This is a genomic window from Stenotrophomonas sp. ASS1, assembly GCF_004346925.1.
Taxonomy (GTDB): Bacteria; Pseudomonadota; Gammaproteobacteria; order Xanthomonadales; family Xanthomonadaceae; genus Stenotrophomonas; species Stenotrophomonas maltophilia_A.
The window spans coordinates 3556854-3576858 of sequence record NZ_CP031167.1 but is presented as its reverse complement, the minus strand read 5'-3'; the positions used below and the strand labels follow the sequence as shown (position 1 = coordinate 3576858).

15 protein-coding genes are annotated in these 20005 nt (G+C 67.2%); 13 read left to right on the top strand and 2 right to left on the bottom strand.

Annotated features, from left to right (window positions below):
• Positions 1-95 precede the first annotated feature (95 nt).
• From MG068_RS16620 to MG068_RS16600, 5 genes are all read left to right on the top strand, one after another.
• Entirely contained in the window at positions 96-1271 is a 1176-nt protein-coding gene (locus tag MG068_RS16620; protein ID WP_032127869.1) for a phosphoglycerate kinase, read from the top strand.
• Positions 1268-1921, top strand: coding sequence for an HAD hydrolase-like protein (locus tag MG068_RS16615; RefSeq protein WP_132810695.1), 654 nt, complete (start codon positions 1268-1270; stop codon positions 1919-1921). Before MG068_RS16620 ends, MG068_RS16615 begins: the two co-directional genes overlap by 4 nt.
• Positions 1922-2095: 174 nt before the next feature.
• Complete coding sequence (pyk, locus tag MG068_RS16610) at positions 2096-3562, top strand: pyruvate kinase (protein ID WP_132810694.1); 1467 nt, start codon at positions 2096-2098, stop codon at positions 3560-3562.
• A 196-nt stretch (positions 3563-3758) separates the two neighbouring features.
• Positions 3759-4763 carry a class I fructose-bisphosphate aldolase gene (locus MG068_RS16605; protein ID WP_132810693.1) on the top strand — a complete coding sequence of 335 codons (1005 nt, stop codon included), beginning with the start codon at positions 3759-3761 and terminating at the stop codon, positions 4761-4763.
• A gap of 129 nt (positions 4764-4892) precedes the next feature.
• Entirely contained in the window at positions 4893-6041 is a 1149-nt protein-coding gene (locus MG068_RS16600; RefSeq protein WP_107432157.1) for an ABC transporter substrate-binding protein, read from the top strand.
• Between the two features lie 91 nt (positions 6042-6132).
• Here MG068_RS16600 and MG068_RS16595 read toward each other — a convergent pair whose 3' ends face one another.
• Entirely contained in the window at positions 6133-6732 is a 600-nt protein-coding gene (locus tag MG068_RS16595) for an O-acetyl-ADP-ribose deacetylase (protein ID WP_032127873.1), read from the bottom strand.
• A 275-nt stretch (positions 6733-7007) separates the two neighbouring features.
• Positions 7008-7967, bottom strand: coding sequence for a cysteine synthase A (gene cysK, locus MG068_RS16590; RefSeq protein WP_032127874.1), 960 nt, complete (start codon positions 7965-7967; stop codon positions 7008-7010).
• A 206-nt stretch (positions 7968-8173) separates the two neighbouring features.
• On the opposite strand from cysK, the gene MG068_RS16585 reads away from it, so the two are divergent.
• The 8 genes from MG068_RS16585 (at position 8174) to MG068_RS16550 (ending at position 19962) form a co-directional block, all read left to right on the top strand.
• Positions 8174-9157 (top strand): LysR family transcriptional regulator, encoded by a 984-nt coding sequence (locus MG068_RS16585; RefSeq protein ID WP_043403003.1) that lies wholly within the window; start codon positions 8174-8176, stop codon positions 9155-9157.
• A 675-nt stretch (positions 9158-9832) separates the two neighbouring features.
• A complete protein-coding gene (locus MG068_RS16580) occupies positions 9833-10264 on the top strand; it encodes a DUF2946 domain-containing protein (protein ID WP_032130216.1) in 432 nt (143 codons plus the stop codon).
• Positions 10265-10336: 72 nt separating this feature from the next.
• A complete protein-coding gene (locus tag MG068_RS16575; RefSeq protein ID WP_132810692.1) occupies positions 10337-12400 on the top strand; it encodes a TonB-dependent copper receptor in 2064 nt (687 codons plus the stop codon).
• Between the two features lie 276 nt (positions 12401-12676).
• Positions 12677-13783 (top strand): efflux RND transporter periplasmic adaptor subunit, encoded by a 1107-nt coding sequence (locus MG068_RS16570; RefSeq protein ID WP_071228524.1) that lies wholly within the window; start codon positions 12677-12679, stop codon positions 13781-13783.
• Positions 13780-16905, top strand: a complete 3126-nt coding sequence (locus MG068_RS16565) for an efflux RND transporter permease subunit (protein WP_071228525.1) — start codon at positions 13780-13782, stop codon at positions 16903-16905. The genes MG068_RS16570 and MG068_RS16565 overlap by 4 nt, the downstream gene beginning before the upstream one ends.
• Positions 16898-17437, top strand: coding sequence for a GNAT family N-acetyltransferase (locus MG068_RS16560; RefSeq protein ID WP_107432154.1), 540 nt, complete (start codon positions 16898-16900; stop codon positions 17435-17437). Before MG068_RS16565 ends, MG068_RS16560 begins: the two co-directional genes overlap by 8 nt.
• A 178-nt stretch (positions 17438-17615) precedes the next feature.
• Positions 17616-19136: an alanine/glycine:cation symporter family protein gene (locus tag MG068_RS16555; protein WP_132810691.1), complete on the top strand. Its 1521-nt coding sequence runs from the start codon at positions 17616-17618 to the stop codon at positions 19134-19136.
• Entirely contained in the window at positions 19129-19962 is an 834-nt protein-coding gene (locus MG068_RS16550; protein ID WP_132810690.1) for a TrmH family RNA methyltransferase, read from the top strand. The genes MG068_RS16555 and MG068_RS16550 overlap by 8 nt, the downstream gene beginning before the upstream one ends.
• Positions 19963-20005 lie beyond the last annotated feature (43 nt).

Below are 20005 nucleotides of genomic sequence, written 5' to 3'. Positions count from 1 at the left end.
TGCCTGCCGCAGGCATCGGCCCTCCCACCACCCGCACCCGATACAATGGCCGTCTGCCGTACCCGGCATCCCGTCCCTGAGCCAAAGAGTTGCCCATGTCCATCGTCCGCATGACCGACCTCGACCTCTCCGGCAAGCGCGTGCTGATCCGCCAGGATCTGAACGTGCCGATCGAGAATGGCCGCATCACTTCCGAACAGCGCATCACCGCTTCGCTGCCGACGCTCAAGCGCGCGCTGGAGCAGGGCGCGGCGGTGATGGTCACCTCGCACCTGGGGCGCCCGAAGGAAGGCGTGTGGAGCGAGGCCGACTCGCTGGCGCCGGTCGCGCAGCGCCTGTCCGAGCTGCTGGGCCGCGAGGTTCCGCTGGTGCGTGACTGGGTCGACGGTGTCGACGTGCAGCCGGGCCAGTTGGTGCTGCTGGAAAACTGCCGCATGAATGTCGGCGAGGGCAAGGACGACGAAGCCCTGTCGAAGAAGTACGCCGCCCTGTGCGATGTGTTCGTGATGGATGCCTTCGGTACCGCACACCGCGCGCAGGCCTCGACCCATGGCGTCATCCGCTTTGCCCCGGTGGCGGCCGGTGGCCCGTTGCTGATGGCCGAGCTGGACGCGCTGGCGCAGGCGTTGGACGCACCGGCGAAGCCGCTGCTGGCCATCGTCGCCGGCAGCAAGGTCAGCACCAAGCTGGAACTGCTGGCCAACCTGGTCGGCAAGGTCGACCAGCTGATCGTCGGTGGTGGCATCGCCAACACCTTCATCGCTGCCGCCGGCTACAACGTCGGCAAGTCGCTGTACGAGCCGGACCTGCTGGACACCGCGAAGAAGATCGTGGCCGACGCCAAGGCGCGCGGCGCCGATATCCCGCTGCCGGTCGACGTGGTCACCGCCAAGCAGTTCATGCCGGACGCGGTTGCCGAAGTGAAGGCGGTCGACGCCGTTGCCGAAGACGACCTGATCCTGGACATCGGCCCGCAGACCGCGGCGCAGTACGCGCAGCTGATCGGGAAGGCCGGTACCGTGGTCTGGAACGGTCCGGTCGGTGTGTTCGAATTCGAGGCCTTCAGCAAGGGCACCGAAGCGCTGGCCCGTGCCATCGCCAGTTCGCCGGCGTTCTCCATCGCCGGTGGCGGCGACACCCTGGCCGCGGTCGACAAGTTCGATATCGCCCAGCAGGTCAGCTACATCTCCACCGGTGGCGGTGCGTTCCTGGAATTCCTGGAAGGCAAGACCCTGCCGGCGGTGGCCGCACTCGACGCGCGCGGCGCATGAGTGCCGATCGCAGCAAGGATGTCCTGTTCTTCGACCTGGACGGCACGCTGATCGATTCGCAGGTGGGTATCACCGCCTGCATCGCCTATGCGCTGCAGAAGATGGACCATCCGGTGCCACCGCAGGAGACCCTGCTGGGCTGGATCGGTCCGTCACTGCGCACCACCTTCGCGCCGCTGTTCGGTGAACCGGCGCGGGTGGAACAGGCGGTGGGCTACTACCGTGAGCGCTTCGACGTCGAGGGCTGGCGCGAGCACACGGTGTACCCGCAGGTGGAAGACACCCTTCGCACGCTGCATGGTCGTGGCCATCGCCTGGCGGTGGTCACTGCCAAGAACGAGCCGCACGCGCGCCGCATCCTTGCCCACCTGCCGTTCGGTGGGCTGTTCGAGGAGATCGTCGGTTCAACCCTCGATGGCTCGCGCAGCCACAAGCCGGAACTGGTCGGTGAGGCGCTGCGTCGGCTGCAGGTGCAGCCCGCGCAGTGCTGGATGATCGGCGACCGCCGCATGGACATTGAAGGCGCGCGTCACCATGGCCTGCGCAGCGTCGGTGTGCTATGGGGCTTTGGCGGTGAGGCCGAACTCACCGAAGCCGGTGCCGGGCAGCTCGCCCGTGAGCCGGTACAGCTGGAAACGCTGCTGGCCTAGCCTCCTGTGGAGCCGAGCCCATGCTCGGCTCCACAGAACTCCCTGCGCCAGCGTATGTCCGGCCGATGTCCGTTCGATGACCCGCGAAGTCAGGCCGCACAAGGCTGTAACCGTATACATGCGGCGTGAAGGATGTGCTAATTTCCGTTCTTTATCGGGAGAGGCCCATTCACCATGTTCGAGCGTCAGCGTCGCACCAAGATCCTTGCCACCCTCGGTCCGGCCACTGATCCGCCGGGCGTGCTGGAGGATCTGTTCCGCGCCGGCGTCAACGTGGTACGCCTGAACTTCAGCCATGGCGATCCCTCCGGCCAGGCCAAGCGTGCTGCCGAAGTGCGCGCTGCCGCGGCCCGCGTGGGCGTGGAAGTCGGCATCCTGGCCGACCTGCCGGGCCCGAAGATCCGCATCGAGCGCTTCGCCGAAGGCAAGGTACAGCTGAAGGCGGGCAACCGCTTCGACCTGATCGCCAGCACCAACGCCGGCCCCGGCGATGCGACCCAGGTGGGCGTGAGCTACCTCGGCCTGCCGCAGGACGTGGGTCCGGGCGATGTGCTGCTGCTCGACGACGGCCTGATGCAGCTGCAGGTGGTGGAGGTGCAGGGCGAACGCATCATCAACACCGTGCTCAACGACGGTGTGCTGTCCGACCGCAAGGGCCTGAACAAGCAGGGCGGCGGCCTGTCGCTGGGCGCGCTGACCGAGCGTGACAAGGAGCTGATCGGCATCGTCGCCAAGATCGGTGTCGACTTCATCGCCGTGTCGTTCTGCCGCAATGCGCAGGACATGAACGACGCGCGTGAGATCGCCCGCTCGCACGGCTGCGATGCCGCGCTGGTGTCGAAGATCGAGCGTACCGAGGCGATCGAGAACCTGGAAGAAATCGTCGAGGCCAGCGACGTGGTGATGGTGGCCCGTGGCGACCTTGGCGTGGAAATCGGCGATGCCGAACTGCCGGGCCTGCAGAAGAAGATCATCAAGGCCTCGCTGGCGCAGAACAAGGTGGTGATCACCGCCACGCAGATGCTGCAGTCGATGGTCGAAAGCCCGATCCCGACCCGTGCCGAAGTGCTGGACGTGGCCAACTCGGTCATCGATGGCACGGACGCGGTGATGCTGTCGGCCGAGACCGCTGCCGGTGCCTGGCCGGTCAAGGCGGTGGAAGCGATGGCGCGCATCTGCCTGGGTGCAGAGCGCCAGTTCCAGACCGAGACCGACTTCAACGCCTCGCCGCGCAACCTGGAACGTGCCGACCAGGCCATTGCCATGGCCACCATGTTCCTGTCGCAGCACGTGGGCGTGCGCGCGATCGTGGCGATGACCGAATCCGGTGGCACCGCCCGCTACCTGTCGCGTTTCCGCGCCAAGGCGCCGGTGTTCGCGGTCACCCGCCACGACGGTGCACGCCGCCAGATGGCGCTGATGCGCGATGTCTACCCGATCAACTTCGACAGCCGTGGCCTGACCCCGCGTGAAGCCGCACGCGGCAGCATCCGTCTGCTGGTGGAAGCCGAACTGCTGCAGGCCGGTGACCGCGTCGTGTTCACCAGCGGTGAGCACATGGAAACCCTGGGCGCGACCAACACCCTGCGCCTGCTGGAAGTGGGCGAAGACGGCCGCGCCAGCGGCCTGGGCGATCTGTAAACCCAGGCGGCCCCGGGTCGGAGCCGCTGCGCGGGTCCGACCCGGGGTCAGATCCCCGAAGGGGGCGTGACCCGGCGCAACAGGACATCGCCTGTCCGGTGCGGACATTGGAATCGTTTCCAGACTGCCCTGCACGTCGGTGCAACGGGCGGCGGGGCTATACTTACGTTTTTCCCGCACCCGCCACAGGAAGTACATGAGCATCGAACAGCTGGCTGAAACCGCCCAGGCCATGGTTGCCCCGGGCAAGGGCATCATCGCGATCGACGAATCCACCGCTACCATCGCCAAGCGTTTCGCAGGCGTCGGTATCGAGAACACCGAGGAGAACCGTCGTGTCTACCGCGAACTGCTGCTGACCACGCCGAAGCTCAACGAGCACATTTCCGGCGCGATCCTGTTTGACGAAACCATCCGTCAGTCGACCAAGGACGGCGTGCCGTTCGCCAAGTACATGGCCGACCACGGCATGATTCCGGGCATCAAGGTGGACAAGGGTGCGCACCCGCTGGCCGGCTGCCCGGGCGAGCTGGTGACCGAAGGCCTGGACGGCCTGCGCGAGCGCCTGCAGGAGTACTACAAGCTGGGTGCGCGCTTCGCCAAGTGGCGTGCGGTGATCAACATCGGCGAAAGCATTCCGTCGGGCACCTGCATCGAGTCCAACGCCCACGCGCTGGCCCGCTATGCCGCCCTGTGCCAGGAATGCGGCCTGGTGCCGATGGTCGAGCCGGAAGTGATCATGGACGGCGACCACGACATCGAGACCTGCTACGAAGTCACCGAAGCCACCCTGCGTTCGCTGTTCGATGCCCTGTACCAGCAGAACGTGCTGCTGGAAGGCACCATCCTGAAGGCCTCGATGGTCATCTCCGGCAAGGGCTGCGATGAGCAGGCCGACGTCGAGGAAGTGGCCGAGTCGACCGTGATGTGCCTGAAGAGCACCGTGCCGGCCATCCTGCCGGGCGTGGTGTTCCTGTCCGGTGGCCAGAGCGACGAGCAGTCCACCGAGCATCTGAACGCGATGAACCAGCTGGGCAACCTGCCGTGGCCGCTGAGCTTCTCCTACGGCCGCGCCATGCAGCAGGCCGCGCTGAAGCTGTGGGCCAAGGACATGAAGGGCAACTACGCTGCCGCCCAGAAGACCGTGTACGAGCGCGCCAAGGACAACGGCCTTGCCGCGCTGGGCAAGTGGAACGGTTGATCCGTCCCATCGCAGGATGAACAGGGCAACGCCGGCATCACGCCGGCGTTTGCTTTTGCGGGTATCTTTTCCGCCCCCACGCACCGGGCCGGTGTGCGGGACATACATGGAAGGCCAAGGAGAAAAAACATGCGTTTGGCAGCAATCACACTGGCCGTCGCCACGGTCCTGATCGCCGGCGGTTGCAACCGCATCGGTGGCGGTGGTGACGCAGGCAAGGCCGCGTCGCTCGATTTCGACAAGCCGGTGTCCGGCGAGATTACCTCGCGCAGCGGCATCAACTTCAACGACGGCAGCCATCACCAGCTGTACCAGATCAAGCTGGAAGACAGGGAACTGGTCGGCCTGAAGCTCACCGGGGCACTGACCGGTTCGATCGCCGTATTCAACAACGGCAGCCTGGTGTCCACCAGCAATACCGGTTACGAACGCGAAGGCGATGTCTCGCTGGCCTTCCGTGCCAACGGTGGCGGCACCTACCAGGTGGCGGTCAACGCCAATGGTCCGAGCGCCTTTGGTCCGTACCGCCTGCGCGCCGAGAAGCTGAAGCCGTACGACGGCAAGCCGCTGGTGGGCAGTGGTGAGATCGTCGACATGCTGGCCAGCAACTCGCAGGACTACACCCTGCAGGTGGAGAAGGCGGGCCTGTACGAGATCCGCCTGGTCTCGGATGTCTTCGATCCGGTGCTGAAGCTGTCCGGCCAGGGCGTGGATGCCGAGAACGATGACGGCGGCGACAGCACCAACTCGCGCCTGAACCTCTCGCTGAAGCCGGGCAAGTACACCCTGACTGCACGCGGCCTCGGCGACGGCGTCAATGGCATGTTCACCCTGTCGGCCACCCGCATTGAACTGCCAGGCAACCTGGTGGATCGCGATGGCACGGCACTGCCGAAGTCGGGCAGCGCGTACACCATGCTGGACAACGAAGGCCGCCGCCGCTTCCTGCTGACCCTGGATCGTCCGGCCGACGTGCGCCTGGATGCGATTTCCAGCCAGGTCGATACCGTGCTGCGCGTGGTCGGCGGCGCCGTCGAGCTGACCGACGACGACGGTGGCAATGGCACCAATGCACGCCTGGAAGAGACGCTGCCGGCCGGTCACTACACCGTCGACGTGTCCAGCCTGAACAACGGTGCGGGCCTGGTGGAAGTGCGCGTGCAGGTCGAAGGTGCCAGCGCCGACGGTGCTGCCGCCTCGGCCGCACGCGCCGCTGCGGATGCAGCTGCTGCCGTGGCCGATGACGCCGCTGCTGCGGTGGAAGCAGCCAGCCGTTGAGGTGATCCACACGTAGCGTGGATGACCTCAAGGCCGCAACGGGAAAGGCCGGGCAATGCCCGGCCTTTCCTTTTACTGGAAGCGCTGCGGTTCAGTGCGCAGCGGCGAAGCCCGCATCGCCCAGAGGCGGCAGCATCGATCCACGCGGTTCGTTGTCCGTGCTTTGTCCCGCGGCGCTCAATGCCTGCTGGTAGGCCTTCGCCGTAGCAGTGTTGAACGCCACCAGCACGATGCGCATCGGCTGTGCATGGCTGCGCTGCCACGCCAGTGTTTCCGTCACTGCGATCTGCGCGGCCTGGTACAGCGGATAGCCATACACACCGCAGCTGATCGCCGGGAACGCGATCGACTTCACGCCCAGCGACTCGGCCAACTGCAGCGATTTCCAGTAGCAGTTGGCCAGCAATGCCGGTTCGTCGCGCTGGCCGTCGTGCCAGACCGGGCCCACCGTGTGCAGTACATGCCGCGCAGGCAATGCGTAAGCGTCGGTGGCGCGCACTTCGCCGGTTGGGCAACGCACGCCCGGACGCAGCTCCGGCAACTGCTCGCACTCGGCCAGCAATGCCGGCCCGGCAGCGCGATGGATCGCGCCGTCGACGCCGCCGCCGCCGAGCAGTGTTTCATTGGCCGCGTTGACGATCGCATCCACCGCCAGGGTCGTGATATCGCCCTGCCAAACTTCGATCTTCATGCGTCCGTCTCCTGCCTGTGAGGTGTTCCGCGCAGCATCTGCGCCGGCTGTTCCCACGGTAGGGGACAGGGCATCGATACTGCGTCATGACCGTCTCACGCGCTGCGATCCGACGGCCTTCACGCACGATGGCGGGCGACGCCTTCACGCAGGCTGAAGCAGAAAGGGCTCAGAGCTTTTTCCCGCACGGAAAAGGCTCTGACCCCTGCGATCCATGGTTCTGGCAAACCGGGTCAGAGCCCTTTCCCTGCAGGAAAGGGATCCGACCCGATGCATCACGGCAGGCCGGCCAGCCAGTCGTCGTCGGAACCCTCATTCACATCGGCGAACAGTGGTGTGGAGAAATAGCGCTCGCCGGTATCGGGCAGCATTGCCAGGATCACCGAGCCCGGTTCAGCGCGGGCGGCCACGTCCAGCGCGCTCGCCACGGTGGCGCCGGCGGAAATGCCGACGAAGATGCCTTCCTCCGCAGCCAGGCGACGCGCGGTGGCGATCGCGCGGTCATCTTCGACCGAGACCAGTTCGTCCACCACATCGCGGTTGAGCACGTCCGGCACGAAGTCCGGGGTCCAGCCCTGGATCTTGTGCGGCTTCCAGTCATCGCCCTTCAGCAGCGCGGCACCGGCCGGTTCGGTGGCGATGATGCGGGTCTGCGGGCGCGCGACCTTCAGCACTTCGCCCACGCCGGTAAGCGTGCCGCCAGTGCCCCAGCCGCTGACGAAGTAGTCCAGCCGCTTGCCGGCGAAGTCGCGCAGGATCTCGGCAGCGGTGGTGTTGCGGTGGTAGGCCGGGTTGGCCGGGTTGGCGAACTGGCTGGCCAGGAACCAGCCGTGCTGCTCGGCCAGCTCGGCCGCCTTGCGCACCATGCCGCTGCCGCGCTCGGCGGCCGGGGTCAGGATCACCTTGGCACCGTAAGCGCGCATCAGCTTGCGGCGCTCCACCGAGAAGGTCTCGACCATGGTGGCCACGAACTTGTAGCCGCGCGCGGCGGCGACCATCGCCAGTGCCACGCCAGTGTTGCCTGAAGTGGCTTCGACAATGGTGTCGCCTGGCTTGAGCAGGCCGCGTGCCTCGGCGTCGAGGATGATCGCCAGCGCCAGACGGTCCTTCACCGAACCGCCCGGGTTGAACGACTCGACCTTGGCGTAGACGCTGACCTGCGCGGGCGCCAGGCGCTGCAGCCTGACGATGGGGGTGTTGCCGACGGTATCGAGGATGGAGTCGTACAGGGCCATGGAAGCGCTCCGGAAACGGGGCCGCGCCGGGCTTCGGCGGGCGAAGGGGGAGGGCTGGCTGTTCAGGCCAGCGGCTGCCGGCTGACCGTAGCGCCGGCATATGACGCCCGGAAATGACCAGATACCTTTCTTAAACAACCTTTGGTTATAAGCTGGTGACGGCAATTGACCCTAGAGTGGACCTCCGCCCCACGCGCCTGCCTCCCATGACGCTGACCCAGCTGCGCTACCTGGTTGCCATCGCCGACGCCGAGCTGAACATCACGCTGGCCGCCTCGCGCGTGCACGCCACCCAGCCCGGCCTGTCCAAGCAGCTCAAGCAGCTGGAGGACGAGCTGGGTTTCCTCTTGTTCGTGCGCAAGGGCCGCAGCCTGGAGTCGGTCACCCCGGCCGGCACCGAGGTGATCGCCCGCGCCCGCGCGGTGCTGGCCGAGGCCAACAACATCCGCACCTACGCGGCCAACCAGCGCCGCGAGAGCCAGGGCCAGCTGATCCTGACCACCACCCACACCCAGGCGCGCTTCGTGCTGCCGCCGGCGGTGGCAGCGATCAAGCAGGCCTATCCCCAGGTGAGCGTGCACCTGCAGCAGGCCGGCGAAGCCGACGCGCTGGACCGCTTGAACCAGGGTGATGCCGATATTGCGATCATCAGCACCGCTGGCGGTGAGCCCACCGATGGCATCGCGGTGCCGCTGTTCCGCTGGCGGCGCCTGGTGGTGGTACCGAAGGGCCACCCGCTGGACCGCGCCGGCCGCGCCCCAGACCTGGCCGCGCTTGCCCGCCAGCCATTGATCAGCTACGAATCCTCGACCCGGCCGAATTCCTCGTTGCAGCGCGCCTTCGCTGCGAACGGCCTGGTGCCGGATCTGGCGCTGACCGCACTCGATGCCGACCTGATCAAGACCTACGTACGTACCGGTCTGGGCGTGGGCCTGCTGGCGGAGATGGCGGTCAGTTCCAACGACGAAGACCTGAGGTCGTGGCCGGCCCCGGAGCCGATCACTGAGTGCATTGCCTGGGCGGTGCTGCCTCGCGATCGCGTGCTGCGTGATTACGCGCTGGAGCTGGTGCACGTGCTGGCACCGCAGATCGATCCGCGTGATCTGCGCAGGGTGCTGGATGGCAACCAGGCGGCGGCGTGGCCGGTGCCACCGACGTGGGAGTCACTGACCCAGACCATCACGGTGTGAGGGGTTGGTCGAGCAGGGCTTGCAGCCCTGCACCTGCTGCGGACAAAGGCAACAGCAACAGCAGAAGCGGCATTCCGTGGGTTGGCGGGGCGGTGTCGGAGTGCGGGGACGCTGCAAGTACGTCCCTGTAAGCTTGGCAGCCGCTTGCTCGTGTGCGCAGTCCTGCGCACACGGCAAGACCGGGGTTGGGCGTCCTGCCCAACCCGCCCGAGGCATGCCTCGGGCCCATGCGGCTGACACCCCGCACTCCGACACCGCCCCACCTCTGACAGATCCTGGCGGCTGTTGGTAGGTGTCGACCTTGGTCGACACGGTAGATCCACGCCATGCGTGGATGCATTTCGATTCCAATTCGAAATATTCGATTCCGATGGAGATTCATCCACGCATGGCGTGGATCTACTGCAGATCGCAGAAATCTGTCGAAGGCGGGGTGGGTCCGGTTGCGGGGGCGTGAGCCGCATGGATGCGGCGACCGAGCTTACATGGACGTACTTGCAGCGGCCCCCGCAACCGGACCCACCCCGCCTACCCACAGGAAGCCAGCTTTTGATGTTGCTTCGGCTCTTGCCGTGGACGTGGCCTCTGCGGGTGCAGGGCGCAGCCCTGCCGAAAAACCCCTCCTGCGACGGTTCGTCGCACGGGCAACCCTGGACCCGGCTCTACACTAGCGGGGTGACCCGCCTGTCCCGCCCGCAGCGCCTCCTGCTCCAGCTCGCCGTCCTGGCGACGCTGTTGATGGTGCTTGCGCCGCTGGTCAGCCGCGCGCTGCAGGCGCAGCCGATGGAGCATGCCGCGATGGCAGGCATGGACCACGCCGCCATGGGCCATGACATGCACGACATGGCCATGGCCGGGCACGATCAGCACGGCGCCGCGCCGGCCGCGCCCAGCCGCCCGCCCGACCCCCACGCCATGCACGGCGAAGCCTGCGAATACTGTGTGCTGGCCATGCGCCTGCTGCCGTGGCTGGCGGTGCTGGTGCTGCTGTTGCCGCTGCTGTGGCGGCCGCGCCTGGTGTTCCCGTGGTCGCAACAGGTGCTGCCGGCGCTGCGTTGGCCGGCGCATGCCGCGCGCGGGCCGCCGCGCCTCTCCTTCGTCCGCTGATATCCCTATCGAATCTGCCGCACGACGCCTGACCCGGCGCCGTGCGCGCGTGCGTACTTTGGAGCTGTTCCGATGAAAATGACTTCCCGCCCCGCGGGCGCCTGCGCGCGCCTGCCGGTTGCCCTTGGCCTGGCCGTGGCCGCGTCACTGGCCCACGCTGCGCCTGCCGAAGAGGCGCGTACCCTCGACACGATGGTGGTCACCGCCGCCGCACCGTCGTCCCCGTTGCACTGGGTGACCGATCCGCGCCTGCCGCGGCAGCCGGTGCCGGCCAGCGACGGTGCCGATTACCTGAAGACCGTTCCCGGTTTTTCCGCCATCCGCAACGGCGGCACCAACGGTGACCCGGTGCTGCGCGGCATGTTCGGTTCGCGCCTGAACATCCTCAGCAACGATGGCAACCTGATCGGTGCCTGCCCGTCGCGCATGGACAATCCGCTGTCCTACATCGCGCCGGAAAGCTTCGACCGGCTGACCATCATCAAGGGCCCGCAGAGCGTGCGCTGGGGGGCGGGCGCGTCGGCCGGCACCGTGCGTTTCGAGCGCGATACGCCGCGCTTCGAGGAGCCGGGCCTGCGTGCCGATGCCAGTGCGCTGGTCGGTTCGCGCAACCGCAACGACCAGGTGCTGGACCTGACCCTGGGCAACCCGACAGGCTACGTACGCGCCAGCGGCAACCGTTCCGAAGCCGATGACTACAAGGACGGCCACGGTGACGTGGTGCCGTCGAAGTGGCGCAAGTGGAACGGCGACGTAGCCATCGGCTGGACGCCGGATGCCGACACGCTGCTGGAAATTTCCGCCGGTGCCGGTGATGCGATCGCGCGTTACGCGGGCCGTGGCATGGACGGTGCCGCGTTCGAACGCACCAGCTACGCGGCGCGTTTCGAGAAGCGCAACCTGCCGGGGGCATGGGACACGTTGCAGGCCAACGTGTACTACAACAACGCCGACCATGTGATGGACAACTACACGCTGCGCGCGCCGAACCCGAACAGCATGATGCCGATGCCGATGGCGTCGAACGTGGATCGCCGTACCCAGGGCGGCCGGGTCAGTTCCGAGTGGCGCTGGCAGGATGTGCAGCTGGTGGCGGGTATGGATGGCGAAGACAGCCGCCATCGTGGTCGCATGGGCATGGGCCGCGACACCTACCGCCAGGCCGCCTGGGAAACCGATGCCAACTTCCGCCGCTATGGCGTGTTCACCGAGTTGACCCTCGGCGCCGGCACCGACCAGCGCTGGATCAGCGGCCTGCGCATCGACCGCGCCAGCGTCCGCGATGAGCGGCAGTCGGTGCGCGGGATGATGGGCAACCGGCCGAATCCGACCGCTGGCCTGCAGCGCAAGGAATGGCTTGGCAGCGGCTTCCTGCGCTACGAGCAGGATCTGGCCGATGGCCTGACCTGGTACGCCGGCCTCGGCCACAGTGAACGCATGCCCGACTACTGGGAGCTGTTCTCGCCCAACCACGGCCCGGCCGGTGCGGTGAACGCGTTCACCGGCGTGCAGCCCGAGCGCACCACCCAGCTTGATGTGGGCATGCAATACAAGGGGCCCCGTGTGCAGGCGTGGGTGTCGGCGTACGCCGGGCAGATCCAGGACTACATCCTGTTCACCTACCACGGCAGCGGCATGATGGGCATGAGCCAGGCCCGCAACGTCGATGCCCGCATTGCCGGTGCCGAGGCGGGCCTGGAAGTGAGCGTGGCAGAGCAGTGGAAGCTGGGCGGCACGCTGGCCTATGCCTGGGGCGAGAACCGCGACCAGCATCGCCCGTTGCCGCAGATGCCACCACTGGAAGCACGCCTGAGCGCGAACTGGGAAGGCCAGCGCTGGAGTGCCGGTGCGCTGCTGCGCGCGGTGACCCACCAGCATCGTGTCGCAAATGGCCAAGGCAATGTGGTCGCGCAGGACCTGGGGCCGAGTGCCGGCTTCGCCACCTTCGCGCTCAACGCTGCTTACCGCTTCAGTTCGCAGCTGCAGCTCAGCGCGGGCGTCGACAACCTGTTCGACCGTGCCTACAGCGAGCACCTGAATCTGGCCGGCAGCGCCGACTTCGGTTTTCCGGCTGACCCGGTGCGCATCAACGAGCCGGGCCGCAGCCTGTGGATGAAGGTGAACTACCGGTACTGATCCGCCGGGTGTAAAAAAAAACCGGGGCCGGATCCCCGCCAGGATCCGCCCCCGCCCGACGCCCTCTGCCGGGCAGCTTCGACTCTACGATGGCAACGCCTGCGGTGCACGGCTGGATACACCTCGACACATGCCGACACCGCTGCGGTCAGCCTTGCACGGAACGGGTTCACGGCGCTATCGCGACGCCGGTTCCACGCCAGTAAACGCTTGGCACATATCGCTTCTGTGGGCGCTTGCCTACACTCGGCGGCCGTGGATCACTCAGGACCGTTCATGTTGGCTCGCATCGCTTCGACCCTGGCCCTTGGCCTCAGCCTGGCCGTGCTGGCCGGGTGCGCGGGCAAACAGGAGGCCGCCGCCCGTCGGCAGGGAGAAGCGGTGCCGGTCACCGCGCAGGTCGTGCAGTCCACGCAGTGGAATGACACGCTGCAGGCACTGGGTACGGCCAAGGCGCGCGAATCGATCAGCGTCACGGCCAAGGTCAGCGAGATCGTCGAGAAGGTGCACTTCGAAAGCGGCCAGCATGTTGCCGCTGGTGCGCCGATCGTGACCCTGCGCGGGCAGGCCCAGGAGGCCGCGCTGGTGCAGGCGCAGGCCACCTTCCATGAGGCCGACCAGCTGTACAGGCGCCAGCGCGAGCTGGCCACGCAGCGGCTGGTGTCCAGCGCCACGCTGGATACGCAGAAATCGATCCGCGATGCCGCCGAGGCGCGTGTGGCGCAGATGCAGTCGGACATCGGTGACCGCCGCGTGCGTGCACCGTTCGCCGGTGTGCTCGGCATCCGCCAGGTCAGCCCGGGCACGTTGCTGACGCCGACCACGGTGATCGCCACGCTCGACGACATCGAACACATGCACATCGATTTCCAGGTGCCGGAAGTGGAACTGGCCGCGCTCGGCGTCGGTGACAAGGTCAGTGCAACCAGCGTGGCGTGGCCAGGCCGTACCTTCGAGGGGGTGGTCAGCACCGTCGACGCACGCATCGATCCGGCCACCCGTGCGGTGACCGTACGGGCCGACTTCGCCAACGGCGACCATGCCCTGCGCCCGGGCATGCTGCTGGACGTGCGCCTGTTCCACCCTGAGCGCCCGGCGCTGGTGATTCCGGAAATCGCCGTGGTGCAGGTCGGTCGCGATACCTTCGTGTACCGCATCACCGCCGACGACAGCGTCGAGCGCGTGGATGTGGTCACCGGCGCGCGCCGTGCCGGCGTGGTCGAGATCAGGCAGGGCCTGGAAGCGGGCCAGCGCATCGTGGTCGATGGCACCGGCAAGCTGCGCCCGGGCCTGAAGGTCGCAGCCAAGGACGCGGCACCGGCCACGGGTGCCAAGCCGGCGGATGCACCGGCGCCGGTCGCGGCCGAGGGCCACGGCGGATGAAGCTGTCCGACATCTCCATCCAGCGGCCGGTGTTCGCCGTGGTGATGAGCCTGTTGCTGCTGGTGCTGGGCGTGATGTCCTTCACCCGCCTGACCCTGCGCGAACTGCCCGCCATCGATCCGCCGATCGTGTCGGTGTCGGTGGACTACACCGGCGCCTCGGCGGCGGTCATCGAAAGCCGCATTACCCAGGTGCTGGAAGATGCGCTGGCCGGCATCGAAGGCATCGATACGATCAACGCGCGCAGCACCAACGGCCGCTCGCAGGTCAGCATCGAATTCACCTCCAACCGCGATATCGAAGCGGCGGCCAACGATGTGCGCGATGCGGTCAGCCGCGTCGCCGACCGCATGCCGGAGGAAGCGCGTCCGCCGGAGATCGCCAAGGTCGAGAGCGATGCCGACCCGATCATCTGGTTCAACATGGTCTCCTCGACCATGGACACGCTGGAGCTGAGCGACTACGCCGACCGCTACGTGGTCGATCGTTTCTCCAGCCTCGATGGCGTGGCCCAGGTCCGCATCGGCGGCCGCCAGCGCTATGCGATGCGGATCTGGCTGGACCGCGACCAGCTGGCGGCGCGCGGGCTGACCACCGGCGACGTGGAAACCGCGCTGCGCAACGAGAACGTGGAACTGCCGGCCGGCCGCATCGAGTCGACCGACCGCGATTTCACCCTGCGCGTGGAGCGCAACTACATCAAGCCCGAAGACTTCGCGACCATCCCGCTGGGCAAGGGTCGCGATGGTTACGTGGTGCGCATGGGCGATGTGGCGAAGATCGAGCTGGCCTCGGCCGAGCGACGTGCGTACTACCGCAGCAACGGCGAGCCGGGCATCGGCCTGGGCATCGTCAAGACCTCCACCGCCAACTCGCTGGACGTGGCGCGTACTGCGCGCGCTGAAGCCGAGCGGGTCGCGCTGACCCTGCCCAAGGGTACGCAGATCTTCGTTGCCTTCGACAACACCACCTTCATCGAAGCCGCAGTGGACCGCGTCTACGCCACGCTGGTGGAAGCGATGATCCTCGTGCTGGCGGTGATCTGGCTGTTCCTCGGCAGCTTCCGCGCTGCGCTGATTCCGGCGGTGACGGTGCCGGTCTGCCTGGTCGCCGCGTTCATCGCGCTGTATGCGTTCGACTTCTCGATCAACCTGCTGACCCTGCTTGCCCTGGTGCTGTGCATCGGCCTGGTGGTGGACGATGCGATCGTGGTGGTGGAGAACGTGCAGCGCCGCATCGACCTGGGCGAACCACCGCTGGTGGCGTCCAAGCGCGGTACCACGCAGGTCGCCTTCGCGGTGATCGCCACCACCGCGGTGCTGGTGGCGGTGTTCCTGCCGGTCGGATTCCTGGAAGGCAATACCGGGCGCCTGTTCCGCGAACTGGCGGTGGCGCTGGCGGCGGCGGTGGCGTTGTCCGCCTTTGTGGCGCTGACGCTGACGCCGATGATGGCCTCCAAATTGCTCAAGCCGCATACCGGGCAGGCACCGCGTGGCCTGCATGGCTTCATCAACCGCAACCTGGAACGCCTGGCCGGGGCCTATGGGCGGGTGCTCGACCACCACGTGGACCGCACCTGGATCTACCTGCTGGTGATGGTGGCCGCACTGGCCGCCAGCTGGGGCCTGCTCAAGCTGCTGCCGTCGGAACTGGCGCCGGCCGAAGACCGCGGTTCGTTCCAGATCATGATCGATGGCCCGGAAGGCGCCGGCTACGACTACACCGTGCAGCAGGTGCAGCAGGTGGAATCGATGCTGGCACCGCATGTTGGCCCGGACAAACCGATCGTGCGCGCCAATCCACGCGTGCCCGGTGGCTGGGGTGCCAGCGAGGAAATGCACACCGGCCGCGTCAGCATCTTCCTGCAGCCGTGGCGCCAGCGCAGCGAAGGCACGCCGGAAGTGGCCAACGAACTGCAGAAGGAACTGGACACCATCCGCGGCGTGCGCGTGCGTACGCAGGTGGGCGGTGGCCTGGTGCGCAGCGGCGGGCAGCCGTTCCAGATCGTGCTGGGCGGCCCGGAATATGCCGAGATCGCGCAGTGGCGCGACCGTATCCTGCTGCGCATGGCCGACAACCCCGGCCTGGTCGGCCCGGACTCGGATTACAAGGAAACGCGGCCGCAGATGCGGGTCAACATCGACCGCCAGCGTGCGGCCGACCTCGGCGTGCCGGTCACCGCGATCGGTTCGGCACTGGAAACCATGATGGGCTCGCGCCGCGTCACCACCTTCGTTGACAACGGCGAAGAGTACGACGTGCTGGTGCAGGCCGGTCGCGATGGCCGTGCCAGCCCGGCCGACCTGGCCGCCATCCGCGTGCGCGCGACGTCCGGCGAACTGGTGCCGCTGTCCAACCTGGTCACGCTGAGTGAGGTGGCCGAGGCCGGCACCCTGAACCGCTTCAACCGCCTGCGCTCGATCACCATCAACGCGGGCCTGGCGCCGGGCTATCCGCTGGGTGAAGCCATTGCCTGGGCGCAGCAGGTCACGCGCGAGGAGCTGCCGCAGTACGCACAGGTGAACTGGAAGGGCGAATCGCGCGAATACCAGAGTGCCGGTGGCGCGGTGCTGTTGACCTTCGCCATGGCCCTGCTGGTGGTCTACCTGGTGCTGGCCGCGCAGTTCGAGAGCTTCATCCACCCGCTCACCATCATGCTGACCGTGCCGCTGGGCGTGCTCGGCGCGCTGGTCGGCCTGTGGGTGAGCGGTGGCACGGTGAACCTGTTCAGCCAGATCGGCATCGTCATGCTGGTCGGCCTGGCCGCGAAGAACGGCATCCTCATCGTCGAATTCGCGAACCAGCTGCGTGACGACGGAAGAACCGTGCGCGAGGCGATCATCGAATCGGCGATGGTGCGCCTGCGCCCGATCCTGATGACCTCGATCGCCACCGTGGTCGGTGCGATTCCGCTGGTGGTGGCCGGTGGCCCCGGTTCGGCCAGCCGTGGCACCATCGGCATCGTGATCATCTTCGGTGTGACCCTCTCGACGTTCCTGTCGCTGTTCGTGGTGCCGGCGTTCTACGCGCGGCTGGCGCCCTACACCCGCTCGCCGGAAGCGGTGAAGCGCGAGTTGGAGAAGCAGGAGGCGGAGTCGCCCTCGGTGGGTGGTCATGCCTGATCCGACCACCGTGCTGCGAGGCGACGGCTTCCAACTGCGCCCCTGGCGCCCGGATGATCTGGAATCGCTGCTGCGCCATGCCAACGACGCCGAGGTATCGCGGGGCCTGCGTGATCGTTTCCCTTACCCGTACACGCGCGAGGATGGCGAGGCCTTCCTCGCCGGTCGCGTGCTGGCCCCTGGCACCCTGAACCTGGCCATCGAGATCGACGGCCAGGCCTGCGGCAGCGTCGGGGCCCAGCAGGGCAGTGCCGAGCGCGGGCACATGGCGGAACTGGGCTACTGGCTGGGCCAGGCCTACTGGGGCCAGGGGCTGATGACCCGGGTGGTCGGCCTGTTCGCACCCTGGGTGATGGACGAGCTGCGCCTGTTCAGGCTGCAGGCCGGGGTGGTCGACTTCAACCTCGGCTCGGCCCGGGTGCTGGAAAAGAACGGTTTCCAGGAAGAAGGCGTGGACCGCTGCGCGGTCTACAAGCGCGGGGTGCTGCACGACCTGCGCCGCTTCGCCCGGGTGCGCACGCAGCTGCCCTGAACACGCGGGCCGACCGCGGTAGAGCCGAGGCCGTGCGCGGCCGCCGTCATCACCACGCCGAGCATGGGCTCGGCTCTACAACACAGCGCTACCGCAGCGGCCTTCGATCAGGGAGAATCGACCGGTCCCCTCCAGCCGACGGGACGTCCTCACAACCCGCCGACTGGAGAGAGCGCGCGTGGAAGCTACCGTACATTTCATCAACAGCATCATCTGGAGCAAGGCACTGATCTTCGTGTGCCTGGGCGCCGGCCTGTTCTTCAGCCTGCGCACGCGCTTCATGCAGATCCGCGGATTCCTCGAGATGTGCCGCCTCACCGTCAAGGGTGAGAAATCCGACGCCGGTGTGTCGTCCTTCCAGGCCCTGGCCATGTCGATGGCCGGGCGCATGGGTATCGGCAACATCGCCGGCGTGGCCACCGCCATCGCCTTCGGCGGCCCCGGTGCGATCTTCTGGATGTGGGTGATGGGCTTCTTCGGCGCCTCCACCTCGTACGTGGAATGTACGCTGGCACAGATCTACAAGACCAAGGACGCCGAAGGCCGCTACCGTGGTGGTCCGGCGTACTACATCGAAAAGGCCATGGGCCTGAAGTGGTACGCGCTGGTCTTCGCCATTGCCACGATCATTGCGGCCGGTTTCCTGATGCCCGGCGTGCAGGCCAACGCCATCGCCGACAGCATCATCAACGCCTGCCGTGGCACCGCGCTGTGTGGTCCGCTGGATGGCCAGACGATGGGCATGGAGTCGGTGCAGGCGCTGAAGCTGGGCATCGGCATCGTGGTGGCGCTGCTGCTGGGCGTGGTGATCTTCGGCGGCGTCAAGCGCATCGCCAACTTCGCCGAAGTGGTGGTGCCGTTCATGGCGGCAGCCTTCATCCTGACCGCCATCGTCATCATGATCATCAACTACGATCGCGTGCCGGAGATGTTCGGCATCATCTTCAGCAGCGCCTTCGGCACCCACGCCGCGTTCGGCGCGATGATGGGCCTGGCGGTGGAGTGGGGCATCAAGCGCGGCATCTACGCAAACGAAGCCGGCCAGGGCTCGGGCCCGCACGCGGCAGCCGCCTCGGAAGTCTCGCACCCGGCCAAGCAGGGCTACGTGCAGGCCTTCGCCATCTACTTCGACACCATGATGGTGTGCACCGCCACCGCGTTCCTGATCCTGGCCAGCGGCACCTACAACGTGTACTCGCCGGCAGGTGCCGGCGCCCCGCCGATCTTCCAGGGCCTGGCCGGCATTCCGGAAGGCGCGGGCTACGCCCAGGCGGGTGTGGAAGCCGTGCTGCCGGGCTGGGGCTCGGCGTTCGTGTCGATCGCGATCTTCTTCTTCGCCTTCACCACGATCATGGCCTATTACTACATGGCCGAAACCAACCTGACCTACGTCAACCACAACAAGAAGCGCCCGCTGACCGTGCTGGTGCTGCGCCTGGGCATCATCGGCATGGTGGTGTTCGGCGCGTTCCATAATGCAACCCTGGCCTGGGCGCTGGGTGACATCGGCGTGGGCCTGATGGCCTGGCTGAACATCATTGCCATCCTCATCATCCAGAAGCCGGCCATGCTGGCCCTGCGTGATTACGAACGACAGAAGAAGCTGGGCCTGGATCCGATCTTCGACCCCGATGCCCTGGGCATCAAGAACGCCGATTTCTGGCGTCAACGCAAGCTGGAGTTGTCCCGTAGTGAATGATCCCTGGAAGAATGCCCGCCGTCCGTCGTCGCGACCGCCGCGGGCCACCCCGCTGCCGCCGCGTGAGGGCGGCACCGCGCCACCGCCGGGGCGGGGCAACGACGAACTGCGCCTGTACGGCTGGAACGCCGTGCAGGCCCTGTTCGCCAAGCGCCCGCAGGCACTGCGCAAGCTGTACCTGGTGGATGCGCTGATTCCGCGCATGCAGCCTGTGTTGAAGTGGTGCGTGGCCAACCGTGTGGGCTACCGCGTGGTGGAGGAGGGCGACCTCAACAAGCTGGCCGCTACCACGCACCACGAAGGCCTGGTGGCCGACGTGCTGCGCGCGCCCGTCGTGCCGCTGGCGCAGTGGCTGGAGGATCTGGGCGAAGGCTCGGCGCTGGCGTTGTGGCTGGACGGTGTCGGCAATCCCCACAACTTCGGCGCAATCCTGCGCTCGGCCGCGCACTTCGGTGTCAAGGCGCTGCTGCTGCCGTCCGGCAGCACGCTGGCGTTGTCCGGTGCCGCCGCACGCGTGGCCGAGGGTGGTGCGGAGTCGGTGCCGCTGGTGCAGTTGCCGGAGACCGCCCAGGCGATGGCGCAGCTGCGTGCAGCCGGCTTCGGGCTGGCTGCGACCCTCGTTGATGGTGGCGACGACGTGTTCCGTGCGTTGCTGCCGGAACGGTTGGTGTACGTGATGGGCGCCGAAGGCGAGGGCATGGACCGCGGCCTCGCCAGCGAATGCGACCTGCAGGTCTCGATTCCCGGCAGCGGCGCGGTGGAGAGCCTGAACGTGGCCTCGGCCACGGCCGTGCTGCTGGCGCAGTGGGCCAGTCGACGCGGGTGATCCCGTATCCGGGGTCGCATGATCGGGGTCGGATCCCTCGCCG

What these genes read in the sequence shown, in the direction of transcription:
- MG068_RS16575 (WP_132810692.1), top strand. Translation starts at nt 10,337, where the DNA reads ATGAAAATGACTTCCCGCCCCGCGGGCGCCTGCGCGCGCCTGCCGGTT.
- MG068_RS16565 (WP_071228525.1), top strand. Translation starts at nt 13,780, where the DNA reads ATGAAGCTGTCCGACATCTCCATCCAGCGGCCGGTGTTCGCCGTGGTG.
- pyk (WP_132810694.1), top strand. Translation starts at nt 2,096, where the DNA reads ATGTTCGAGCGTCAGCGTCGCACCAAGATCCTTGCCACCCTCGGTCCG.
- MG068_RS16615 (WP_132810695.1), top strand. Translation starts at nt 1,268, where the DNA reads ATGAGTGCCGATCGCAGCAAGGATGTCCTGTTCTTCGACCTGGACGGC.
- MG068_RS16560 (WP_107432154.1), top strand. Translation starts at nt 16,898, where the DNA reads ATGCCTGATCCGACCACCGTGCTGCGAGGCGACGGCTTCCAACTGCGC.
- MG068_RS16570 (WP_071228524.1), top strand. Translation starts at nt 12,677, where the DNA reads ATGTTGGCTCGCATCGCTTCGACCCTGGCCCTTGGCCTCAGCCTGGCC.
- cysK (WP_032127874.1), bottom strand. Translation starts at nt 7,967, where the DNA reads ATGGCCCTGTACGACTCCATCCTCGATACCGTCGGCAACACCCCCATC.
- MG068_RS16600 (WP_107432157.1), top strand. Translation starts at nt 4,893, where the DNA reads ATGCGTTTGGCAGCAATCACACTGGCCGTCGCCACGGTCCTGATCGCC.
- MG068_RS16620 (WP_032127869.1), top strand. Translation starts at nt 96, where the DNA reads ATGTCCATCGTCCGCATGACCGACCTCGACCTCTCCGGCAAGCGCGTG.
- MG068_RS16585 (WP_043403003.1), top strand. Translation starts at nt 8,174, where the DNA reads ATGACGCTGACCCAGCTGCGCTACCTGGTTGCCATCGCCGACGCCGAG.
- MG068_RS16595 (WP_032127873.1), bottom strand. Translation starts at nt 6,732, where the DNA reads ATGAAGATCGAAGTTTGGCAGGGCGATATCACGACCCTGGCGGTGGAT.
- MG068_RS16605 (WP_132810693.1), top strand. Translation starts at nt 3,759, where the DNA reads ATGAGCATCGAACAGCTGGCTGAAACCGCCCAGGCCATGGTTGCCCCG.